21 protein-coding genes and 1 pseudogene are annotated in these 19,075 nt (G+C 44.6%); 17 read left to right on the top strand and 5 right to left on the bottom strand.

The annotated features are described in order from the left end of the window. The first annotated feature begins 198 nt into the window (after window positions 1-198). From LEPTO7376_RS12920 to LEPTO7376_RS12895, 6 genes are all read left to right on the top strand, one after another. Complete coding sequence (locus LEPTO7376_RS12920; RefSeq protein WP_041765534.1) at window positions 199-2,127, top strand: hypothetical protein; 1,929 nt, start codon at window positions 199-201, stop codon at window positions 2,125-2,127. Window positions 2,128-2,184: 57 nt separating this feature from the next. Next, complete coding sequence (locus tag LEPTO7376_RS12915) at window positions 2,185-3,864, top strand: ATP-binding protein (protein ID WP_015134616.1); 1,680 nt, start codon at window positions 2,185-2,187, stop codon at window positions 3,862-3,864. A 278-nt stretch (window positions 3,865-4,142) separates the two neighbouring features. Continuing rightward, window positions 4,143-5,126, top strand: coding sequence for an IS630 family transposase (locus LEPTO7376_RS12910; RefSeq protein WP_015132345.1), 984 nt, complete (start codon window positions 4,143-4,145; stop codon window positions 5,124-5,126). Between the two features lie 93 nt (window positions 5,127-5,219). Next, complete coding sequence (locus LEPTO7376_RS12905; RefSeq protein WP_015134615.1) at window positions 5,220-6,116, top strand: TAXI family TRAP transporter solute-binding subunit; 897 nt, start codon at window positions 5,220-5,222, stop codon at window positions 6,114-6,116. 343 nt (window positions 6,117-6,459) lie between these two features. Beyond that, window positions 6,460-6,993 (top strand): SMI1/KNR4 family protein, encoded by a 534-nt coding sequence (locus LEPTO7376_RS23580; protein ID WP_015134614.1) that lies wholly within the window; start codon window positions 6,460-6,462, stop codon window positions 6,991-6,993. 95 nt (window positions 6,994-7,088) lie between these two features. Beyond that, complete coding sequence (locus LEPTO7376_RS12895) at window positions 7,089-7,832, top strand: hypothetical protein (protein WP_015134613.1); 744 nt, start codon at window positions 7,089-7,091, stop codon at window positions 7,830-7,832. An 18-nt stretch (window positions 7,833-7,850) separates the two neighbouring features. On the opposite strand, the pseudogene LEPTO7376_RS29095 reads toward LEPTO7376_RS12895, so the two are convergent. Together LEPTO7376_RS29095 and LEPTO7376_RS12885 are read right to left on the bottom strand one after the other, a co-directional pair. Next, a pseudogene (locus LEPTO7376_RS29095) lies at window positions 7,851-8,344 on the bottom strand (IS5 family transposase); the annotation flags it as partial. Window positions 8,345-8,387: 43 nt separating this feature from the next. After that, window positions 8,388-8,666, bottom strand: coding sequence for a DUF1816 domain-containing protein (locus LEPTO7376_RS12885; protein WP_015134612.1), 279 nt, complete (start codon window positions 8,664-8,666; stop codon window positions 8,388-8,390). Between the two features lie 283 nt (window positions 8,667-8,949). On the opposite strand from LEPTO7376_RS12885, the gene LEPTO7376_RS12880 reads away from it, so the two are divergent. Together LEPTO7376_RS12880 and LEPTO7376_RS12875 are read left to right on the top strand one after the other, a co-directional pair. Continuing rightward, window positions 8,950-9,309 carry a ferredoxin-thioredoxin reductase catalytic domain-containing protein gene (locus LEPTO7376_RS12880; RefSeq protein WP_015134611.1) on the top strand — a complete coding sequence of 120 codons (360 nt, stop codon included), beginning with the start codon at window positions 8,950-8,952 and terminating at the stop codon, window positions 9,307-9,309. Window positions 9,310-9,314: 5 nt separating this feature from the next. Next, window positions 9,315-9,707 (top strand): DUF309 domain-containing protein, encoded by a 393-nt coding sequence (locus LEPTO7376_RS12875; RefSeq protein WP_015134610.1) that lies wholly within the window; start codon window positions 9,315-9,317, stop codon window positions 9,705-9,707. Here LEPTO7376_RS12875 and LEPTO7376_RS12870 read toward each other — a convergent pair. Genes LEPTO7376_RS12870 through LEPTO7376_RS12860 form a run of 3 tightly spaced genes read right to left on the bottom strand, consistent with a single transcriptional unit; the run spans window position 9,704 to window position 12,541 of the window. After that, window positions 9,704-10,951, bottom strand: a complete 1,248-nt coding sequence (locus LEPTO7376_RS12870) for a lipid-A-disaccharide synthase-related protein (protein ID WP_015134609.1) — start codon at window positions 10,949-10,951, stop codon at window positions 9,704-9,706. The two genes, LEPTO7376_RS12875 and LEPTO7376_RS12870, sit on opposite strands and share 4 nt — an antisense overlap. Before the next feature lie 35 nt (window positions 10,952-10,986). Next, window positions 10,987-11,607 carry a YqiA/YcfP family alpha/beta fold hydrolase gene (locus LEPTO7376_RS12865; RefSeq protein ID WP_015134608.1) on the bottom strand — a complete coding sequence of 207 codons (621 nt, stop codon included), beginning with the start codon at window positions 11,605-11,607 and terminating at the stop codon, window positions 10,987-10,989. A gap of 4 nt (window positions 11,608-11,611) precedes the next feature. Further along, entirely contained in the window at window positions 11,612-12,541 is a 930-nt protein-coding gene (locus LEPTO7376_RS12860) for an NAD-dependent epimerase/dehydratase family protein (protein WP_015134607.1), read from the bottom strand. Between the two features lie 179 nt (window positions 12,542-12,720). On the opposite strand from LEPTO7376_RS12860, the gene LEPTO7376_RS12855 reads away from it, so the two are divergent. The 9 genes from LEPTO7376_RS12855 to LEPTO7376_RS12815 all read left to right on the top strand — a co-directional run bounded on the left by LEPTO7376_RS12855 (window position 12,721) and on the right by LEPTO7376_RS12815 (window position 18,983). Further along, on the top strand, window positions 12,721-12,921 hold the full coding sequence (locus tag LEPTO7376_RS12855; RefSeq protein WP_015134606.1) for a DUF3285 domain-containing protein: 201 nt from the start codon (window positions 12,721-12,723) through the stop codon (window positions 12,919-12,921). A gap of 3 nt (window positions 12,922-12,924) precedes the next feature. Beyond that, a complete protein-coding gene (gene ybeY / locus LEPTO7376_RS12850) occupies window positions 12,925-13,404 on the top strand; it encodes an rRNA maturation RNase YbeY (RefSeq protein ID WP_015134605.1) in 480 nt (159 codons plus the stop codon). Between the two features lie 25 nt (window positions 13,405-13,429). Then, complete coding sequence (locus tag LEPTO7376_RS12845; protein ID WP_015134604.1) at window positions 13,430-13,858, top strand: diacylglycerol kinase family protein; 429 nt, start codon at window positions 13,430-13,432, stop codon at window positions 13,856-13,858. Window positions 13,859-13,884: 26 nt separating this feature from the next. Beyond that, window positions 13,885-14,496 carry an aminodeoxychorismate/anthranilate synthase component II gene (locus LEPTO7376_RS12840; protein WP_015134603.1) on the top strand — a complete coding sequence of 204 codons (612 nt, stop codon included), beginning with the start codon at window positions 13,885-13,887 and terminating at the stop codon, window positions 14,494-14,496. Between the two features lie 45 nt (window positions 14,497-14,541). After that, window positions 14,542-15,366, top strand: a complete 825-nt coding sequence (locus LEPTO7376_RS12835) for an MBL fold metallo-hydrolase (RefSeq protein WP_015134602.1) — start codon at window positions 14,542-14,544, stop codon at window positions 15,364-15,366. 105 nt (window positions 15,367-15,471) lie between these two features. Continuing rightward, on the top strand, window positions 15,472-16,128 hold the full coding sequence (locus LEPTO7376_RS12830) for a GUN4 domain-containing protein (protein ID WP_160148453.1): 657 nt from the start codon (window positions 15,472-15,474) through the stop codon (window positions 16,126-16,128). A 142-nt stretch (window positions 16,129-16,270) separates the two neighbouring features. Further along, window positions 16,271-16,579, top strand: coding sequence for a hypothetical protein (locus LEPTO7376_RS12825; protein ID WP_015134600.1), 309 nt, complete (start codon window positions 16,271-16,273; stop codon window positions 16,577-16,579). Between the two features lie 369 nt (window positions 16,580-16,948). After that, on the top strand, window positions 16,949-18,481 hold the full coding sequence (psbB, locus tag LEPTO7376_RS12820) for a photosystem II chlorophyll-binding protein CP47 (protein WP_015134599.1): 1,533 nt from the start codon (window positions 16,949-16,951) through the stop codon (window positions 18,479-18,481). A 199-nt stretch (window positions 18,482-18,680) separates the two neighbouring features. Beyond that, a complete protein-coding gene (locus LEPTO7376_RS12815) occupies window positions 18,681-18,983 on the top strand; it encodes a YkvA family protein (protein WP_015134598.1) in 303 nt (100 codons plus the stop codon). The last annotated feature ends 92 nt before the right edge of the window (window positions 18,984-19,075 follow it).

Raw genomic sequence — 19,075 nt, 5'->3', positions numbered from 1 at the left:
AGGCTTGCTGTTAAAGCAATAGGACATAACCTTTTGAGTTAAACCAAGGCCAAATGATAGTCATGATATGATCAATCAAAATTTCTATGGCTTAGACTGTCTGTAAAGCTTGATTATTTTGTTTGTTTGCGATCAGCTCCTATGACTCAAAAGCGCAATGTGTCCTCTCCAACCATCTCCGCTGGCGCTCAAAATACTATGAAGACCTCTTCCGATCAGCAACAATCATCACAGCAGACAGCCCGTCCAAAATCTGTCGAGCTGGTCGAAGTAGATAAAGAGGAGGCTCCCCCAAAGCAACGAACGATTCCTCTGCCAAGCTGGCATTTTTTAGGGCTTGTACTGATTTTGCTCTCTGGTGGCGTTGGTTTTGCGGCAACATCTATTTTGCTCAGTTTCAATGGCAGTAGTAATTGCAACGCTCTCTATGTACCGTTAGCCTCCGCAACAACGAGATTATATTGTGCGCAGGTAGAGGCAGAGCAACAAACCCTAGGCAGCTATTTAAAAGCGATTCGTATGGTGGATGGTTTTCCTCAGGATCACCCGCTACGTCCTGACATTGACCGCAATATTGAGGTGTGGACATCCGATATTTTGGAATTGGCGGAGGTACAGTTCCAAGAAGGTAATCTCGATGAGGCGATCGCCATTGCAGAGGAAGTACCTGTTCGTTCGACTGCACGGATCTTAGTTGAAGAACGGATTGAAGATTGGCGATTAGTTTGGCGCGATGGGGAAAGAATTTTTGCAAAGCTAGACCGCGAAATTAATGATGGTGATTTAAGTGCAGCACTTCGGACAGCGGTTGAGCTGAGCTATCTCGAAAATATTTATTGGTCAACGGTTAAGTACGAAGAAGCTCGCAATCAGATTCAGTTGGCTCGCAAAGAAAATGAAGAGCTGGATGTGGCCTATGTGTCCCACCGTCGGGGCGGCATCGAAAATTGGCTTCAAGCGATTGAACAAGCAAGTAAGATTTCGGAAGATAGTTACGCCTATCCACAGGCTCAAAAGCTGATTGACGATTCCCGCGAAAATATTATTCGCTACATCGAAGACCTCGTAGATCAGCAGCAATGGGATCAGCTTATGTCCCTCAGCGATCGCCTCCCAGGTCGTCTCAATCTCGACAATATGGTGGTGGATTGGAAAATTTTGGCACAGGCAGGTCTTAGCGCGCGACGCGGCAGCGTGATCGATCTTGAAACGGCTCTCGTTCAAATCCAGAGTATTCAGCCAAGCAGTTCTGTTTATGACCAAAGCCAAACTTTAATGAATCGCTGGCAATCGGAAATTGCTGATGTAACTCTATTAGAACAAGGAGACGCTATTGCCGCAGGGGGAACAATTACTGACCTGCAACGGGCGATCGCCAAACTCAATCTTATTGAAGAAGGTAATCCTCGCTACGGTGAAGCCCGTCGTAAAGTAGCACAGTGGCGGGAAAAGATCGAAATTTCAGAGGATCGACCCACTCTTCAATACGCGAGAGATCTCGCATCATCACGGGGAACCAATGCCCTCAATGAAGCGATTGTCCAAGCGCGAAAAATTCAACCAGGTCGCGCGCTCTACGACGAAGCTCAATCGGCTATTCGGGAATGGCAAGGAACCATTGAACGGCGGGAAGATCAGCCAATCTATGATCAGGCGATCGCCCTCGGCAACAACCAACGCTATAGCGAAGCAATCACTGTCGCCAACCAAATTACGGCTGGTCGTGCTCTTTATCCCAAAATGCAAGAGAAAGTGGGTGGATGGCGACGGGAACTTACCGCCGCGACAAAATTGCGAGATGCTTATAATGCAGCCTCTAGAGAAACAATCTCTGGTTTAGTTGAAGCAATTCGATTAACTCAAGAAATTCCCAGCAGTGCCTCCGCCGCCCGTTCAGAAGGTCGGGAAGCGGCTAATCAGTGGAGTTACGGCATTCTCAACGAAGCCCAGCGCCAAGCCAATACAGCTTCAATTCCTGAGGCGATCGCCACCGCTGAACTCATTCCTTCTGGTACCGCCGCATATTCCTCTGCCCAAGTCCAAATCGAGGCATGGGAAAGACTAATGCGCCCCGCTCCTCCGGTAGAGACTAGTGAGAATGACGTTTTTCTCGATCCCCAGATCTAGCCTCTACACTTAGGTTGAGGTTAATCTTCACCACGCCCCACACTTGAAACACGACTAATGACCCAAGAACATCCCCTCGGCTCCGTTATTCAGGGTTCCCTCAGCCAAGGTCTAGACGTCCGCCTCCACGGTGACATTTCTGTAGAAGAGATGCGTGTCGGAAAATTTTTAGTCGTTCAGGGTACACGCTCCAAATTCTTTTGTTTGCTCACGGATGTTTCTCTTGGTACTTCTAGTCAACGCATCCTTGCAGATCCTCCCAATCCCGCCGACGATTTTCTGCAAGCAGTTCTCGCAGGAACCAGCACATACGGGACGGTGGAACTTGCGCCTATGCTCATGTTTACGCCCACTCAGAGCGAATTAAGTTCCCAAAATGGTCACCATGAAGATTATGACGAGCTAGAGTTATTACCAGTTAAAACAATTCCGAGTCACTTTAGTCAGGTCTTTGATGCCAGCGATCGCGACTTCCGAATGGTTTTTGGTTGGGAAGACGATCCGCATCATAAAAACTTTGCCATTGGCCAACCTCTCGATACGGAAGTGCCGATTTGTCTTGATTTGGATCGCTTTGTCGAGCGAAGTAATGGCATCTTCGGAAAATCTGGTACAGGGAAATCTTTCCTCACACGACTTTTACTTTCGGGTATTATCCGCAAACATGCCGCCGTAAACCTAATGTTTGATATGCACTCCGAGTATGGCTGGGAGGCAATGCAGGAAGGCAAGGGTGTTAATACGGTTAAAGGCTTAGGACAGTTATTTCCCGGTGAAGTAGAAATTTATACGCTCGATTCAGAATCAACCAAACGGCGGGGTGTGCGGGGTGCGCAGGAAATGTACCTCAGCTTTGACCAGATCGAAATTGAAGATATTCGGTTGGTTGGGTTTGAGCTGGGCTTATCTGAAGCGAGTTTAGATAATGCCAATGTGCTTTATTCCGAATTTGGCAGACATTGGATCACCAGTCTCCTCAATATGAGTAATGAAGATATCAAGGTTTTCTGTGAAGAGAAGCAAGGTCATGCGGGTTCGATTATGGCATTGCAGCGGAAGTTAAAGCGACTCGAAAATTTAAAATACATCAAAGGTGCTTGTCCGTTTAACTACATTGATCAAATCCTCGAATCTCTCGCAGCGGGCAAACACGTCATTATTGAGTTTGGTTCCCAGTCCAATATGCTCTCGTATATGTTGGCGACCAATATGATTACGCGGCGGATTCACTCAGCTTATGTCAAAAAAGCTGACCATTTTCTCCAAACCAAAAATCCCCAAGATAAGCCTCGCCAACTTGTTATCACCATTGAAGAAGCGCATAGATTTCTTGACTCAAAGATTGTGCATCAGACGATTTTTGGAACCATCGCCCGAGAGATGCGGAAATATTATGTGACTTTGTTAGTGGTAGACCAAAGACCATCAGGTATTGATAACGAAGTGATGTCCCAAATTGGTACGCGAGTCACTTGTTTGCTTAACGACGAAAAAGATATTGAAGCAATTTTTACTGGTGTTTCTGGCGGCGGCAATCTCCGTTCTGTCCTCGCAAAACTTGATTCAAAACAACAAGCGCTTGTTTTAGGTCATGCAGTACCAATGCCAGTCGTTGTGCGAACCCGTTCCTATGACCAACAGTTCTACCGGGAAATTGGCATTAGCGACTATCAAGATATGGATGATAAAGAACTATTTGCCGAAGCAGAACTTGCAAAATCAGATTTGGGCTTTTAAAAGTAGCTATTCTCAAAATTGATCATAGTGACTACCCATTGCAAACATGTAAATTTACTAGTCATCGTATTTGCAGACACCGCGATCTTTTTAACGGATACGCAGTGACAATAGAACAGATAGATTATGTTTGAGTGGTTAAGTTTTGCCACGACTAACATCTTGATTGCCCTGCAAAATTTCTAGAATATGACAGAGCAATTTGTATAGTCTTTTATCATTTTAAAATGCTACAGCAAATTTCAGCCTAGCAAAGTGTATGAAGTAGTATAGGTGAGTTGACTGGTGAGGAAGAAAGTAGCATCTTGCCGAAAGCCTACTCATTAGACTTAAGACAGAAAATAGTGGATGCCTACGAAAGGGGTGGTGTGAGTCAAAGTAGTCTTGCCCGACAATTTGGAGTGGCGAAAAGTTTTGTACAAAAGCTCCTCGACCAAAAACGACTGACAGGGTCGATTGCTCCGAAAAAACGAAGCCAACAAACACCTCCCAAATTAAACGAAGAGCATCAAACAATATTGCGCCAGTTGCTCACCAAGAAAAACGATGCGACGCTAGCGGAACTATGTGATGAGATGGAGAAACGCACTGGTCTCCGTGTGGCCAATAGCACCATGCATCGCACCTTAAGAAGAATGGGATATAGCCTCAAAAAAACATTCTATCCAGACCTTAAGGCGACAAAACGAGTGCAACAAGCCAGATATGATTTTTGGCAGAAAATGCAAGCGACTCTAGCGAAAAACTTGATTTTTATCGATGAATCGGGCGTGAACTTAGCCATGACAAGACTGAGGGCACGTTCTGAGAAAGGGAAACGAGCTTATAGTCCGAAATCCAGTAAACGAGGCAAGAATGTTTCTTTGATTGGAGCATTAGGCTTCAAGGGAATGGTCGCTAATTATCATCTGCTGGGGAGTACGGATGGATTAACCTTTGAAGCATTCATCAGCCAGAAGTTAATACCAAACTTATGGGCGGGAGCATGTGTGGTGATGGATAACTGTTCGATTCATTTAGGAGAGTCAGTACGCACAATGATTGAGGCCGTGGGAGCTAAGTTGATTTACCTTCCTCCCTATTCTCCAGATTTTTCACCCATTGAAAATTGCTGGTCAAAGTTGAAAAGTACCTTGAAAAGTATCGGGGCAAGAACTTATCTAGCTCTAGACAAGGCAATTGAGGTAGCTTTTTCCAAGATTACCCTTGATGATATTCGATGCTGGTTTACACATTGCTGCTATTGCACCTCACTCGACTAGAAATTGCTATATACAAATTGTTCTCTAACATATGGAAAGTGATAAGACAGATATGATAAATCACTAATAACATTCATTATTGAATAGGAAAGTATGGAGTTTATAACTATTGGAACCGGCTCGGTCACAGGAGTCTACTATCCAACGGGTGGTGCAATTGCTAAGCTTGTTAACAAAGGTCGAAGAGAGCACAATATTCGTGGTTCTGTTGAATCAACTAGTGGTTCAATTTATAACATCAACACAATCCGTGCTGGTGAGCTGGATTTCGGTATTGTTCAGTCAGACTGGCAATACCATGGTTATAACGGTACAAGTGAGTTTGCTCAACAAGGCCCGTATAAAAAACTGCGTGCAATGTTCTCTCTCTATGTAGAGCCTTTTAATATCATTGCCCGTTCCGATTCTGGTATTCGCAACATAAGTGACCTTAAAGGTAAACGAGTAAACATTGGTAACTTCGGTTCTGGCGATCGCGCAACAATGAACGTTGTTATAGACTCAATGCACTGGACAAATGACAGCTTTAAGCTAGCATCGGAGTTGAAAGGTTCTGAACGATCTCAAGCTCTGTGTGATAACAAAATCGATGCATACATCTACACGGTTGGTCATCCGAATGGTTCTGTCAAGGAAGCAACAACGTCATGTGGAGCGAAACTTGTTTCTGTAAGAGGTTCTGAAATTAACAAGCTTATAGCCGATAACCCTTACTATTCTGTCAGCACAGTACCTGCCGGTATGTATGGGGGAACAGATCAGGACGTAAACAGTTTTAGTACACTGGCAACAATGGTAACTACATCAGATGTATCTGACGATGTAGCTTACAATGTTGCGAAATCAGTATTTGAGAACTTCGATACTTTTATACGCCTGCATCCCGCATTCGCTAATCTGAAAAGAGAAGAGATGGTTAAAGCAGGAATCTCAATTCCTCTTCATCCAGGTGCTGAAAAGTACTATAAAGAAGTTGGTCTTTTGAGATAGAAATAAAACTCAAGAAAATTTGTAAACAACTATTTGTATGCTTACAAATTCTCTTGTGAAAGCAAAGAATTTTGCAAGATTCATTTATCAATTTCTAAATATAATTATGTTTTTATCTGTCTCAGAAAAATTCAAGATTTAGAAAGTTTCTCTATTCTTTTTTTACTGGGAATCACATGTGATCACTGCCATTCTTCCTTTAGCCAAAAAATCTGCGACTTTAATACTGAAATCCGAGAATAATGGTGAACTCAATTCGTTTTCTACAAAAAGAGTAAGAGTTAAAGCTAAACGGTCAGGCGATCATCACGACAAAATACTACCTATAAAGGTTTAGAAAAGAATGGAAGACGAGATTCAAAAGTATTTTCCTCTATCAATTTCTTTCCCAGAAGAATTGGGCTTGTTATGTAACTGGGTTGAAACTAATAGATATCCAATTAGTGGTTATTTCCAACTTCGTGCAGGCGATGGACAAGACTTTTACTGGTGGTTCCGTTCTCACAAAGCTGATGAGCGATTAGCTTTATTTGGAGCAGGGTCAGATGGCTCGATGTATTGTATCTGGAAGCAAGATGATGGTCGGGAACCGATTGTTCATCTCGGATCAGAAGGAGATGAAGTAAAAGTTCTAGCTGGCAATATGAAGGATTTTATTGCTCTTCTGGCAATTGGTTATAGCGAGATTGGCTGCGAAGACATGACCAAACATCCTGTCAAAAATGAGTATCTTCATCCTAATTTTCAAAGCTGGGTCGAATCAGAATTTGGCATAGAAATTCCGAGTGTAGGTCTTGCTATTGTTAAGCCAGCTCAGGAAAGCCATCAAAACTTTCGAGAATGGGTGAACTCAATTTGCAATGAAGAAGCAAAATAAATATTGCGATGAATGCCGAGCAAAATGAAGTGTAATCATCAGCTACCTAGCATCCGATATCGTGTAACTCAGTACGATCATCAATAGAATGCCGTATGAAAAAACAGAATACGACTCGACCTCCATACGGCTTATGTTCTTTTCAAGATTTACCAGAACTATATCAACGGGAATTTTTGCGAGGCTCTGCCCATCATTTATCTGAGAAATTTTTACCTGCCAAAGTAGATTGGTTCACTCAGATTTTTATGATGCCATTTTGGTTGATATATGCACTGCCACCACTGACTCTCCCTCCAGCATTACTTAATCAATTGATACAAAAACCTGAAAGTTTTGGCCGTTTTGTTCAGACAATAAAACAGCAAAATGCAGGAGAGATGGCATTGATGCTGGGCTTATTTGCGTTACTGAGTCTGTTGTTGGTTTACTGTGCTTGGTTTGCATGGGAAGGAAGCTCTTCTTTTGTAAGAACCTGGCAGGCGCATAAGTTACGACGACACGGAAAATACGGCTTTGGGCTGGTGTTGCTTGAGGAAGGTTTGGTGGCAAGATTGATTGATAACATCGATATCTACAACTGCTTCTGGTTACCACGGGAAGCCATTACTAATGTGGTGTGGCAGCGCATCCGCGAAGAGGGGGCCAAACATTCACGATGGGTCTATCGAACTCAACTGTGTTATGTCAGAGGACATCAGGGAAAACAACAAAAATGTTGGCTGACTCTCAAAGGTCATATGTTTAAAACTGATGATCGCACATGGGGTGAGAAAGCTGATCGCCCTTTGTTTGATTACATTGATGGTTGGTGGCGATCGCCCGAAAAATCAAAATAAAACGGCTAGGGCGTATCATCAATTAAGCCAGGTGATAGAAGCCGCAAAGTAAATTGCTCCTAGAAAATTTCTTGCTGTCTTAATCAGCACGAGTGACGCTCTCACAGTATTGCTTCAGTTTGGCAAAGAAGTTTTCGATTAAATAGCGAGCTTGCTAAAGCTCTTGGTCATAAGAATAGGACGGTTTCCGCTTTTTCGTGGCATGAATGATCGCCTCGCAATGCTCCTTTGCCAATCGCTGTCGCACTCTCTCATCCGCATCATCAGCTCTAACCGCCAAAAGAGCTTCCGCTTCTATCTCTGGTAATAATGCATCTACACCATCTAAATCATGAGCTTGACCCGCAGTTAAGTAAAACCCTATCGGGTTGCCTAACACATCGCAGATTGCATGAATCTTTGTACTCAAACCTCCTCTATTGCGACCCATAGCTTTGTCTTCCCCTGTTTTTTGGGGCACAAGAACTATGTTGATGGGCTCTGACAATAGTGGAGTTAATCATGGCATCTTCAGCGTTTATCGCCCATAGAGGAGCGATAAGTTCTTGGTTGCGCCTAAGCTTCGTCAGGGCAAAATGTCAGTTGGGCAGGAGGAAAACATTGGTTGAGCTGCACTTGTACAACTTTTGCTTTTTCTCCTTCTAGATCGGTGCGATAGCCATTGATGTTTGCATTAGCTTCTTTTTGGCTATGGAAAGGTCCAAAATAGTAAACGCATCTAGGGCCTGCTGTTGTGATCTTGAGCCACCAATTACGGCTGTAGGGTTGGTTTAGATAGTAAAAGATTGAGCTCAGAGCAACGGCGTAAACGGAAAAAATAATTAAACCAGTCATCTGATTTGCCTCACAACATAAAGTTTCTAACGGTGCACTGATATCGAACCCTGTTTATTGTATTACTTTCTTTTACATAAAACTTAAGTTTTTCTTATGAATTGGTCTTAAGGGTTGATATTGTGTTTTGCGATATCTCGTCGGGGCGATCGCCTTTTTCTTTAGACGTAACCTAATGCTAACGAAGTTTCATAGGGGTGGTTATGGCGGTTGAGGAAATTAACGTAAGCGTACTATCGTAGTTAGAAGCAAACTTTTTTGAATCTATATCGGGCGGATCGTAATGACTGTTGAGAATGCTGCTTCAGACAAGGCATTGGAGTTAATGAAAAATTTTGCCGAAAAATATGCAAAACGTACTGATACTTACTTTTGTGTAGATCCTTCGGTAACTGCGGTTGTGATTGAGGGATTGGCAAAGCATAAGGAAGAGCTTGGTGCTCCCCTTTGTCCTTGTCGCCACTATGAGGATAAGGAAGCAGAGGTTGCCAATGCTTTCTGGAATTGTCCTTGTGTACCCATGCGTGAGCGCAATGACTGTCACTGTATGCTTTTCATTACTGAAGATAATGATTTTGCGGGTGAGCAACAGGACATTGAACTTGACTATATTAAGGAAGTTACAAATAAGATGAAGGGCTAGGAACAGTGGACGTTCCTGATTCTTTTTTTGATGGTGTGCGGCAACTCAATGAGCAGGAGTTCTATAGTTGCCATGACACCCTTGAGGCTCTGTGGTTTGAGGCTATGGAGCCGGAAAAGTCCTTATACCAAGGGATTTTACAAATTGCAGTAGGTTGTTATCATCTCGGTAACAGCAATCTGCGTGGTGCAACGATTTTGGTGGGTGAAGGCTTACGGCGGCTGCGGGACAGTGACGAAGAGAGTTACGCCGGGTTTGATATTCAAGATTTTGTCGAGCAAGGCGATCGCCTGTTAAAGCAGTTGCAGTATTTAGAACCGACTGCAGTAGAAGCATTTGCGACGGATTTGATGGAAAAAGAAGCTTTTCCAAAACTGAGCAAAGTAGCGACACATTAAGTTTTTGAAAATAGATTTAAGAGATGGACTGCAATGCGTTGAGCAGCACCGGTTTCTCCCATACGTTGTTTGCCATTGGCCGCAATGCTTTGTAATAGGTCTGGATTTTTTAGGATGGCATCAAGTTTTTGGGCGATCGCCTCTGGTTTTTGCAGCAGAATAACAGAATGACCGAGCAAGCGAGTTTGGGCTTCGGCGAAAGCTGGTGTGAACTGCGGGCCAGTGCCAACAATCGTGAAGGCCGGTTTCCCGAGGCCGACAAATTGTTCTGTTGCTGTGCCTGCCATGGCGATCGCCACATCAGCGCGATTGAGAGTTTCGGCATAATAATTTTGGGAAATCACAAGGGTTGCTTGCCCTTGCATAAAACCTTTGATCTCTGGATCGTTGAATCGCAGGTCATCGGGGATTTGATTAGTTGTGTGCCAACCAAATTTGTTTAGGGTTTCGCCAAAATCTGTTGATTCTAAACTCGGGGCGATCGCCGCAATAAAATTTACCGTTTGATATTTATCGCGAATTTGCTGTGTTGCCACTAAGATTTTCCGCCAATTGTGCAAAGCTTCGGGTAGTCGTGAACCCGGTAACAAAACACAAGTTAACGTGCGCTCTTCTTCCTCTAGCTCTAACTGTGATGGCTCTAAACCATCCATCATCGGATTTCCCAGATCAACGGCAGCAATCTTATATTTCTGCAAAATGTCTGTGGTGAGGCGATCGCGCGGATAGACAGCGAGGCATTTTTTTCGACTTAGTAGCCATCGCTCCCAAGGAAGATAGACAGAGCCAAACCATTTTTCGAGACCAGATGTTTTGGAAAGCCATTGTCCATCACTATCCCGCAGATAATATTCAGATTTTGCAGTGCCAATAAACGCATAATTCGTGCCGCTCAATAGCGCAAAAATTAGCGGCACAATATCTCCCACTGCCAAAATAAGAGAAGGTTCATCGGTTTGTTTGGCCCACCGTTGAATGGATTTATGTTGCTGCCAAGTGAGCTTGAGCAAGCCACCTTTAATATCCCGCGCCAGTTGACGATTATCCATATAGACAAAGCCGCCAGAGGGCATCTGCTGGGTGCGACCGATGATGGGGATATCGAGTTTCTGGTAAGCGTGACCTGTTCCCACAATCGGCAAGGCGGCGAGGCTAATGTCAGGATTTTGAACTTGGATTTGTTCTAAAACTTGCACGGCGATCGCATCTTCACCATGACCATTACTCAGGCACAATATCCGCATTGTTCGCTTGCTCCCCTCAACATCCAATGATGGATTTAATTATCGGATAAAAATGCTTGGCTCTCAGCAAATAATTCCGGCAGGCGATCGCCCAAACTGTGGTCACTATCTAGAGCAATAAATTTTACCCAATCCCGATTGTGAGCATAGTCTTCACTCACACTAATCGGCACTGTTTCGTCATTGTTGCCATGCAAAATTAATGTCGGCACTTGATTCTGAAACTCATATTCACTAAGGGCTTCAGCATCTCGGAAAAATTCGTAGTGTAGAGAAATTTCTTTCTGGTAAGAATAGTGATATATCGGCAACGCATCAGTTCTTTGCCAATGACCTAAATTCTTTTCCCCTAAACGTTTGCGCCAATTTTTTGTGAACTGAAATGCAGGAGCCATCAACACAATTTTTTTGATTAACTCCGGGTATTTTTCGGCGAGGAGAGCTGCCGTTAAACCTCCCAAGCTCGACCCAATAATATAGCTTGGCTCTATCAAAAGTTCTCGCACCTGTTCAATCTGGCGACTGACGGTGAGTTTGCCAAAATCTTCTTGGTTGAGGTCAGGGACAAATAGGTCTGGTATATGTTCTAAAAAATACTGAGCTTTGCGGGATTTAGGGCTAGAAGCAAACCCGTGGAGGTAGATCGTGCGAATCATGTTTCTATGCGCCTAAGATTTGGTCGTCGGTAGAAAAGTCAATATCGGTTTTGTCCCGACCAGAGGCGAGATAGTCATTGATAAAAGATTCTTTGAGACCTGAAATCAAATCATATTTAGGTGCCCAGTCGAGAGCCTTTAATGCTTTGCTGATGTCCGCCATAAAATGTTGTGAGCGTATGGGGAAGGCCTTTCTCTTACCGAAACTGAATTCTGTGGGGTCGTAATAAATTAGTTCAACGTCATCGGGATTTTTGCCTGCTGCCTCTGCACAAGCCTTTGCTAGTCCCGTAAATGTGACGAAGCGATCGCCGGAAATATTATAAATTTGCCCAATGGCTTTTTCGTTACCTAGAATGGCTGCCATCGCAGTAGCAAGATCGTAGCAGTGTCCAAATTGCGTAATAAATTGACCGTTACCAGGGATAGGAATGGGGCGATTTCTAACGATGCGATCAAAGAACCAAGCCTCTAGATCATTGTAATTTTTCGAGCCATAAATATATGTTGGACGAATTGATGTCCAGGGCAAATCACTGGCAGCTAAATAGGCTTCCGTTTCGTGTTTCCCTTTGTGGCGACTGTTGGGGTCAACGGCATCTGCTTCTTTGAGAGGGGGTTGAGTGGTGGGGAGATAAACGCCAGCCGAACTGACATAAACGAAATGTTTTATCTTTCCCGCAAAAATTTCCGCGAGAGGCTGGGTGTGAGCGAGTTCACGACCGTTATTATCGAAAACAGCATCAAAGGATTCACCAGCAAGTTTCTCCTTCAGCTGTGCTGGGTCTTTGCGATCGCCCTGAATTTGCGTGACCCCCTCTGGCGCTGGGTGATTGCCGCGATTAAATAACACGACTTCGTGACCTGCTTCCAGCAAAATTTGAGTTAAGTACACACCAATAAACCGTGTGCCACCAATAATCAAAATTCGCATGATTTTTCCCCAGAACTGCTTTGAAATATTAGTTTACAGGGGTGGCGATCGCTTCTCTGAAAATTGTCAGGGGGAGCTGTGAAGAAAATGCACAGCAAAGACTGATAATCCATCTATAGCAATGAACTGTTACATTAGAGTCGTTCAAATTTTTACCAACAATTTTTTGTTTTGGCACTATGACTGAAACTACGTCCGTCACTGATTCGGCGACCGAGCAAGCTTCACTAGAACAAGCAGCAACAGAACCGAAGCCAAGCTATGTCAAACTCGCGATGCGGAATATGGTGCGTAAGGGCGGCAAAGCTATCTACCATTTCACGCTGACGACAATAGGCGTGTTGGGCTTTTTTGTATTGGTGGCATGGCTAACTCACTAAGTGATGGATAACGATATTTTTGTTGAGATGACCCTCGCTGAAACGTTACCGGAGTTGGCGATCGCCCAGTGGCAGACTTGGTTAAATGCTTGGCTGCAGGATTTGGCTGAAACTTTACCTAAAGCTGTGGGCTATGAACTGACTCTGCGATTTACCGATGATGCGGAAATTCACCAGCTCAATACTCAATATCGCCAAAAAGACCAACCGACGGATGTGTTGTCTTTTGCAGCCCTAGAAGATGACCTAGGGATGCCTCTGCCGGACTCTGAACCGATTTATCTTGGTGACATTATTGTTTCGGTAGATACTGCTCAAAAACAGGCGATCGCCCGTAACCATAGCCTCCAAACAGAATTGGGTTGGCTAGCGAGCCACGGTCTTCTACATTTATTGGGCTGGGATCATCCCGATGACCAGAGCTTAGAGAAAATGCTCGACCGTCAGGCGCTACTCTTGCGGCGGGTTCAACTTATTCCATAATGGGGAGAATTTACTTGGGTGTGAGATGACGCAGGAAAAACAAGCATTGCGAGAAAAAACGGAACGGCGAACGCTCGCATGGAAAGTGGCACCAGACCTTTTCGCCAGTTTTCGATATGCCTGGCAAGGCATCGTCTATGCAACCCAAACTCAGCGGAATTTTCGGATTCATCTCGGTATCGCAATTTTTGTGTGGTCGATGTGTTTTTTCCTCTCTCTCAGTTTCCTGGAAACCGCTGTCTTGACTGCGATGGTTGCCCTCGTACTGGTATTAGAGCTGATTAATACTGCTCTCGAATCCGTCGTCGATCTCACTGTGCAACAGACCTATCATGAGCTCGCGAAAATTGCGAAAGACTGTGCCGCTGCCGCTGTACTCATCGGGGCGATCGCCTCACTCCTTGTTGCCACGTTGATCTCATTTCCCCATTTCCGTGCCATGCTTACTTCCTGAACCGTTGATATAAGGAGACTAACCCCTTGATTCTCGTTATCGATAACTACGATAGTTTTACCTATAACCTCGTACAATATCTCGGCGAACTCGGTAAAGAATTGCCCGTTGCGAACGAGATCGAGGTTTACCGTAATGACAAAATTAACCTGGCTGAGATTCGTGCGAAAAATCCAGATGGGATTGTCATTTCCCCCGGCCCTGGTCGCCCCGATGATGCGGGTGTATCACTAGATATTATTCGCGAATTAGGTCAGGAACTTCCGATCCTCGGTGTCTGTCTAGGGCATCAGAGTATTGGTCAAATCTTTGGTGGCAATATTATTGGCGCTCCTGTTTTGATGCATGGCAAAATCTCCCAAATTCACCATACGAACCAAGGAGTTTTTGCAGGACTGGACAATCCTTTCCCCGCGACTCGCTACCATAGCCTCGTGATTGAGAAAGAAACTTGTCCTGATTGCCTTGAAATTACGGCGCAAGTGGATGATGGCACCATTATGGGCGTCCGTCACCGCGATTATCCCCATGTCCAGGGAGTACAATTTCATCCAGAAAGTATTTTGACCACTGCTGGCAAGGATTTACTTCGTAATTTTCTTGTCTCGATTAAAGCCGTCCCTGAGCTTGTCCACTAACGTTCGTCAAATATTCACCACGTAAAGGATTTTTTGAGTTACACCATGAAACGTCGCCAGTTTATTCAAACCGCTAGTGCTTCTGCTTTGGGGGCGATCGCCAGCCACCGACTATTTCAGACAAGCTCAGTTGCCCAGGCCCAAACTGGCAATGTCTCAGTGCAATGGTATGGCCACACCTGCTTTCTGATCCAACACAATGGCGTCAAAATTCTCGTTAACCCCTACAAATCTGCGGGTTGTACTGCGGACTATAGAGGCGACTTCCCTACAGCAGACATCGTGCTCATTACGAGCCAGCTCTTTGACGAAGGCTATATCGAAAATCTAAAGGGTGATCCCACTGTTCTCTGGCAGGCAGGACAATTTGAAGCAGAGGGCATTGTCTTTAATGGCATTAGCCTAGACCATGCGAATGCAGAACGTTATCGTGGTTGGCGCTTCCCCACCAATGTGGCTTGGAGCTGGACGATTGGTGGCATCGGTTTCCTTCATCTCGGTGGTGCGGGTGAACAAGTGGATATTGATGACTTTATTTTGACGGGTGGCGCTGCTGATGTGGTGATGCTGCCTGTTGGTGGAACTGATGCCCATGTGAACAGTACTCCTTCTTTCCCACCGAAAGGCTATCTCCCGACTCAAGCTGTGAAAACCCTTGATTTGTTGCAGCCAAAAGTCATTATTCCGACCCACTATCTCGGCACAGGAGCAGATGATACTTGTCGCCTAAACCCAGTGGATGATTTCCTTGGATTGCTAGGTGATGATGTAACGACGAAAAAGCTCGGCACCAATCGGACTCAGCTGAGTGCATCGAGTCTATCTAAGGATAAAACTGAAGTGATTGTGTTTAACGACAGTTCTCTTTGATAACGAGCCAATGGCGATCGCCTCATAGCGTTCTAGCGTTCATCAACAAAACATCAGGGTAATCACAATCGATTGTCTCAACCACTTTAGGTGGTGGTTTGTGTTGTGAAAAAATTACAGTCTCTAATTTTGGCGATCGCCGCATTTAGTTTCGGCAGATGTTTGTTCGCTGAACCTTTGTTGGCAAAGCAAGCGGATACTTTTTACAGTGATCTTGAGTCTGCCTTAATGAGTCAGGATTGGGAAACGGCAAATGATTTGACACGTGTTTGGGTCGGCAGCGCTATTTTTCCTCCAAACTATGACCCAGTTCAAATTGAAGCGCTGACCTGTGAAACCCTACAAATTATTGACGGGATGTGGCAGCAATATAGTGGTGGCCAATTTGGTTTTTCTGTTCAAGGCGCCTTAGCATCTCCTCCTTCCCAAGCCGCTACCCATATTGCATGGGTTGAGCAATGGGGCGATCATCTCGGTTGGTATCAATTCACTCCCCTAGAAAAACGCTCCGCCCAATGGCAAACTCGAGAATCATTTGCCTGGAAGCTCTCTGACGAAATTAACTACAGCACCACAGCTTCCCAAGGTCATTTGCCATGGGTAGGAGAAGATGCAGCCCGAATCATTGCGCTTAGCGAAGCAGATAAGGCTCCTTGTGGCTCCTGCTCCTATGAAGCCTTCTATATGCAATCTGTACGCTATTACGAATATTTACCAGCTCTATTCCATCGCTTACAAACTTGCCAACTCCTGAATGAGTAATAGTTTGTTGTAAGAAATAGGTACCTAGAGTACGACTCACCTTTCTGAAGTTTTGGGTCGAGATCATGATGTTGAAAAAGTCATGCAATACCCAAAGAATCTCGTACTATTCCTTTGACGAATATTTTTCCAGCAAATTTCCATGAAATACTTTTTTCTTACAGAAGGATGGCAAATAGGTCGTGTTTGGGAATTTGGTGGACTTTGGGATGACGCAGCATGGCGGCGATCGCCCCGTATCCAGCGCACCAACATTGCCATAGATCACAAAGACGAAAGACTTTGGCTGTACCAAGTCGAAGATCCTATCCTCATGCTTGAAGTGAGACCCCACCAAATGGCGAATAATACCTCTAACATCGGCCAAGTAACAATTAAGCGCCTAATGACCCCTGAAGAGGCGATCGCTCAGTTAAACCAAGCTAGCAACCTCCTCACTGCAAGTAATTAAACCTTATGAAGCCGTTACATTTAAACGATTTTGCTTGCCAAGCCATCTAACAATAGTTACACTTCTTTAAACAAACTTTTCTACCAAATTCTGCCGGATTCTATGCCGTGTAGATACTGTAGAAAAGAAAACATAAAGCTTAAGTCCTTGTGACAAACAGCATTTATAAAACAAATTTCTTAAGGATGATTTGTAAACTTTTGTGAAAATATTTCATCGGAGTTTACAGAAACATAGCCCCCGAAAAGTCGTTTCAATCCAGAACTAGCAATGGTTTCAAGGTTGTAACGTCGGTTCCGGCCAAACCTCATGAATAATGAGAAAATGTTTGGTCATAGTAGACACGATTGTTTAGGAGGAGAGTAGTCAATGGGACTACCTTGGTACCGCGTACATACAGTCGTCCTTAACGACCCAGGTCGTCTGATTTCTGTACACCTAATGCACACTGCACTCGTTGCAGGTTGGGCTGGCTCAATGGCACTGTATGAGCTAGCTACTTTTGATCCTAGTGATCCCGTCCTTAACCCCATGTGGCGTCAGGGCATGTTTGTTCTACCCTTCATGACGCGTTTGGGCGTAACTGGTTCTTGGAACGGCTGGGACGTCACTGGCGAAATTGGCACAAACCCCGGTTTTTGGTCATTTGAAGGTGTAGCTGCCGCTCACATCGTTCTTTCTGGTCTTTTATTCCTAGCTGCCGTTTGGCACTGGGTATTCTGGGATCTCGAACTCTTCGTTGATTCTCGTACTGGTAAGCCCGCTTTGGACTTACCTAAAATGTTTGGTATTCACCTGTTCTTATCCGGTCTTCTTTGCTTCGGCTTTGGAGCATTCCACCTTAGTGGTGTCTGGGGACCAGGTATGTGGATTTCTGACCCTTACGGTGTAACGGGTCATGTCCAAGCTGTAGCACCTGATTGGGGACCGAGTGGTTTTAACCCATTCAGTCCTGGTGGCGTTGTTGCTCACCACATTGCTGCTGGTATCGTCGGTATTATTGCTGGTCTATTCCACCTCAGTGTTCGTCCTCCTGAGCGTCTGTACAAGGCACTTCGTATGGGTAACATCGAGACAGTACTCTCCAGTAGTATTGCAGCTGTGTTCTTTGCGGCGTTTATCGTTGCAGGAACAATGTGGTATGGCAATGCAACAACTCCTATCGAATTGTTTGGTCCTACCCGTTATCAATGGGATAGCGATTATTTCAACACCGAGATTCAACGTCGTGTAGACGCTGAAGTCGCTGCTGGCGCAACACTCTCTGAAGCTTGGAATACTATTCCTGAAAAACTTGCATTCTATGACTACGTCGGTAACAGCCCCGCAAAAGGTGGTTTGTTCCGTACTGGTCCTATGGATCAAGGTGACGGTATTGCACAGTCTTGGTCTGGTCACCCCATCTTTACTGATTCGGAAGGTCGTGAGCTTACTGTTCGTCGTATGCCTAACTTCTTCGAGACTTTTCCTGTCATCATGACTGACGCTGAAGGTGTTATCCGTGCGGATATTCCTTTCCGTCGTTCTGAGTCTAAGTTCTCTGTTGAGCAAGCTGGCGTCACTGCTACCTTCTACGGTGGTGAGCTTGATGGTCAAAGCTTTACTGACACTGCGACTATCAGAAAATATGCTCGTCGTGCTCAGCTTGGTGAGTCCTTTGAATTCGATACTGAGACCTTAGGTTCTGACGGTGTATTCCGTACTAGCCCTCGTGGTTGGTTTACCTTTGGTCACGCCGTATTTGCATTATTCTTCTTCTTCGGCCATATTTGGCATGGTTCTCGTACTCTCTACCGCGACGTATTCGCTGGTGTTGACCCTGAACTTGCTAACACTCAGGTTGAGTGGGGTTTCTATAAGAAGGTTGGTGATAAGTCTACAGTTAACGCTGAGAGAACTTAATTTCAGTTGCTCTGGCTTAGTCTTATGACTTGATCGCTATAAATTGAATTACAAAAAGGGAGTTGGACTTTGGTCTGGCTCCCTTTTTGTTTGGCTGAATTTGGTAAATGGTGTAGTGGTGACGGTTTTCTACACTGGGTAATTTTAGAGGTTTACTGGCAAGATAAAAGTATTGATTTAGAAGGTTTGAGCCTCGATTATGTCTCTTTCTCCGAAGGCTATTTATGATTGGTATCGCAGTACTTTACGCAACCCAAAATACCGTTGGTGGATTATTCTCGGTACCCTTGCATATGTGATTAGTCCCATAGATATTTCGCCAGATTTTTTTCCGCTTGCTGGTCAAGTAGATGATGCGATTATTGTTTCTTTGTTATTAGCTGAACTCTCGCAGATTGCAATGGAGTTTTTTCAGAAACGTCAACAGACTCAAGCGCCAAATGCTGATGAAGCAGGTGCGGCTCCAACGGTTGATGTGAATGCTGTTCCAACTGATGGATAAGTAAGGAAAATATTTTATGTTTGATTTTGCCTTCTCTTGATTTGGAGAGGGTTTTTTATTGTCTTAGGTTTGGGGAATTGTGGCGATGTTAG

Origin of the sequence: [Leptolyngbya] sp. PCC 7376, from assembly GCF_000316605.1 — a bacterium.
GTDB lineage: Bacteria > Cyanobacteriota > Cyanobacteriia > Cyanobacteriales > MRBY01 > MRBY01.
Note: the sequence above shows the minus strand (reverse complement) of the source record. Positions and strands in the feature narration are given on the sequence as shown.

Coding starts and splice junctions, on each gene's coding strand:
- LEPTO7376_RS12920 (WP_041765534.1), top strand. CDS start 199: ATGAAGACCTCTTCCGATCAGCAACAATCATCACAGCAGACAGCCCGT.
- LEPTO7376_RS12915 (WP_015134616.1), top strand. CDS start 2,185: ATGACCCAAGAACATCCCCTCGGCTCCGTTATTCAGGGTTCCCTCAGC.
- LEPTO7376_RS12905 (WP_015134615.1), top strand. CDS start 5,220: ATGGAGTTTATAACTATTGGAACCGGCTCGGTCACAGGAGTCTACTAT.
- LEPTO7376_RS23580 (WP_015134614.1), top strand. CDS start 6,460: ATGGAAGACGAGATTCAAAAGTATTTTCCTCTATCAATTTCTTTCCCA.
- LEPTO7376_RS12895 (WP_015134613.1), top strand. CDS start 7,089: ATGAAAAAACAGAATACGACTCGACCTCCATACGGCTTATGTTCTTTT.
- LEPTO7376_RS12885 (WP_015134612.1), bottom strand. CDS start 8,666: ATGACTGGTTTAATTATTTTTTCCGTTTACGCCGTTGCTCTGAGCTCA.
- LEPTO7376_RS12880 (WP_015134611.1), top strand. CDS start 8,950: ATGACTGTTGAGAATGCTGCTTCAGACAAGGCATTGGAGTTAATGAAA.
- LEPTO7376_RS12870 (WP_015134609.1), bottom strand. CDS start 10,951: ATGCGGATATTGTGCCTGAGTAATGGTCATGGTGAAGATGCGATCGCC.
- LEPTO7376_RS12865 (WP_015134608.1), bottom strand. CDS start 11,607: ATGATTCGCACGATCTACCTCCACGGGTTTGCTTCTAGCCCTAAATCC.
- LEPTO7376_RS12860 (WP_015134607.1), bottom strand. CDS start 12,541: ATGCGAATTTTGATTATTGGTGGCACACGGTTTATTGGTGTGTACTTA.
- LEPTO7376_RS12855 (WP_015134606.1), top strand. CDS start 12,721: ATGACTGAAACTACGTCCGTCACTGATTCGGCGACCGAGCAAGCTTCA.
- ybeY (WP_015134605.1), top strand. CDS start 12,925: ATGGATAACGATATTTTTGTTGAGATGACCCTCGCTGAAACGTTACCG.
- LEPTO7376_RS12845 (WP_015134604.1), top strand. CDS start 13,430: ATGACGCAGGAAAAACAAGCATTGCGAGAAAAAACGGAACGGCGAACG.
- LEPTO7376_RS12835 (WP_015134602.1), top strand. CDS start 14,542: ATGAAACGTCGCCAGTTTATTCAAACCGCTAGTGCTTCTGCTTTGGGG.
- LEPTO7376_RS12825 (WP_015134600.1), top strand. CDS start 16,271: ATGAAATACTTTTTTCTTACAGAAGGATGGCAAATAGGTCGTGTTTGG.
- psbB (WP_015134599.1), top strand. CDS start 16,949: ATGGGACTACCTTGGTACCGCGTACATACAGTCGTCCTTAACGACCCA.
- LEPTO7376_RS12815 (WP_015134598.1), top strand. CDS start 18,681: ATGTCTCTTTCTCCGAAGGCTATTTATGATTGGTATCGCAGTACTTTA.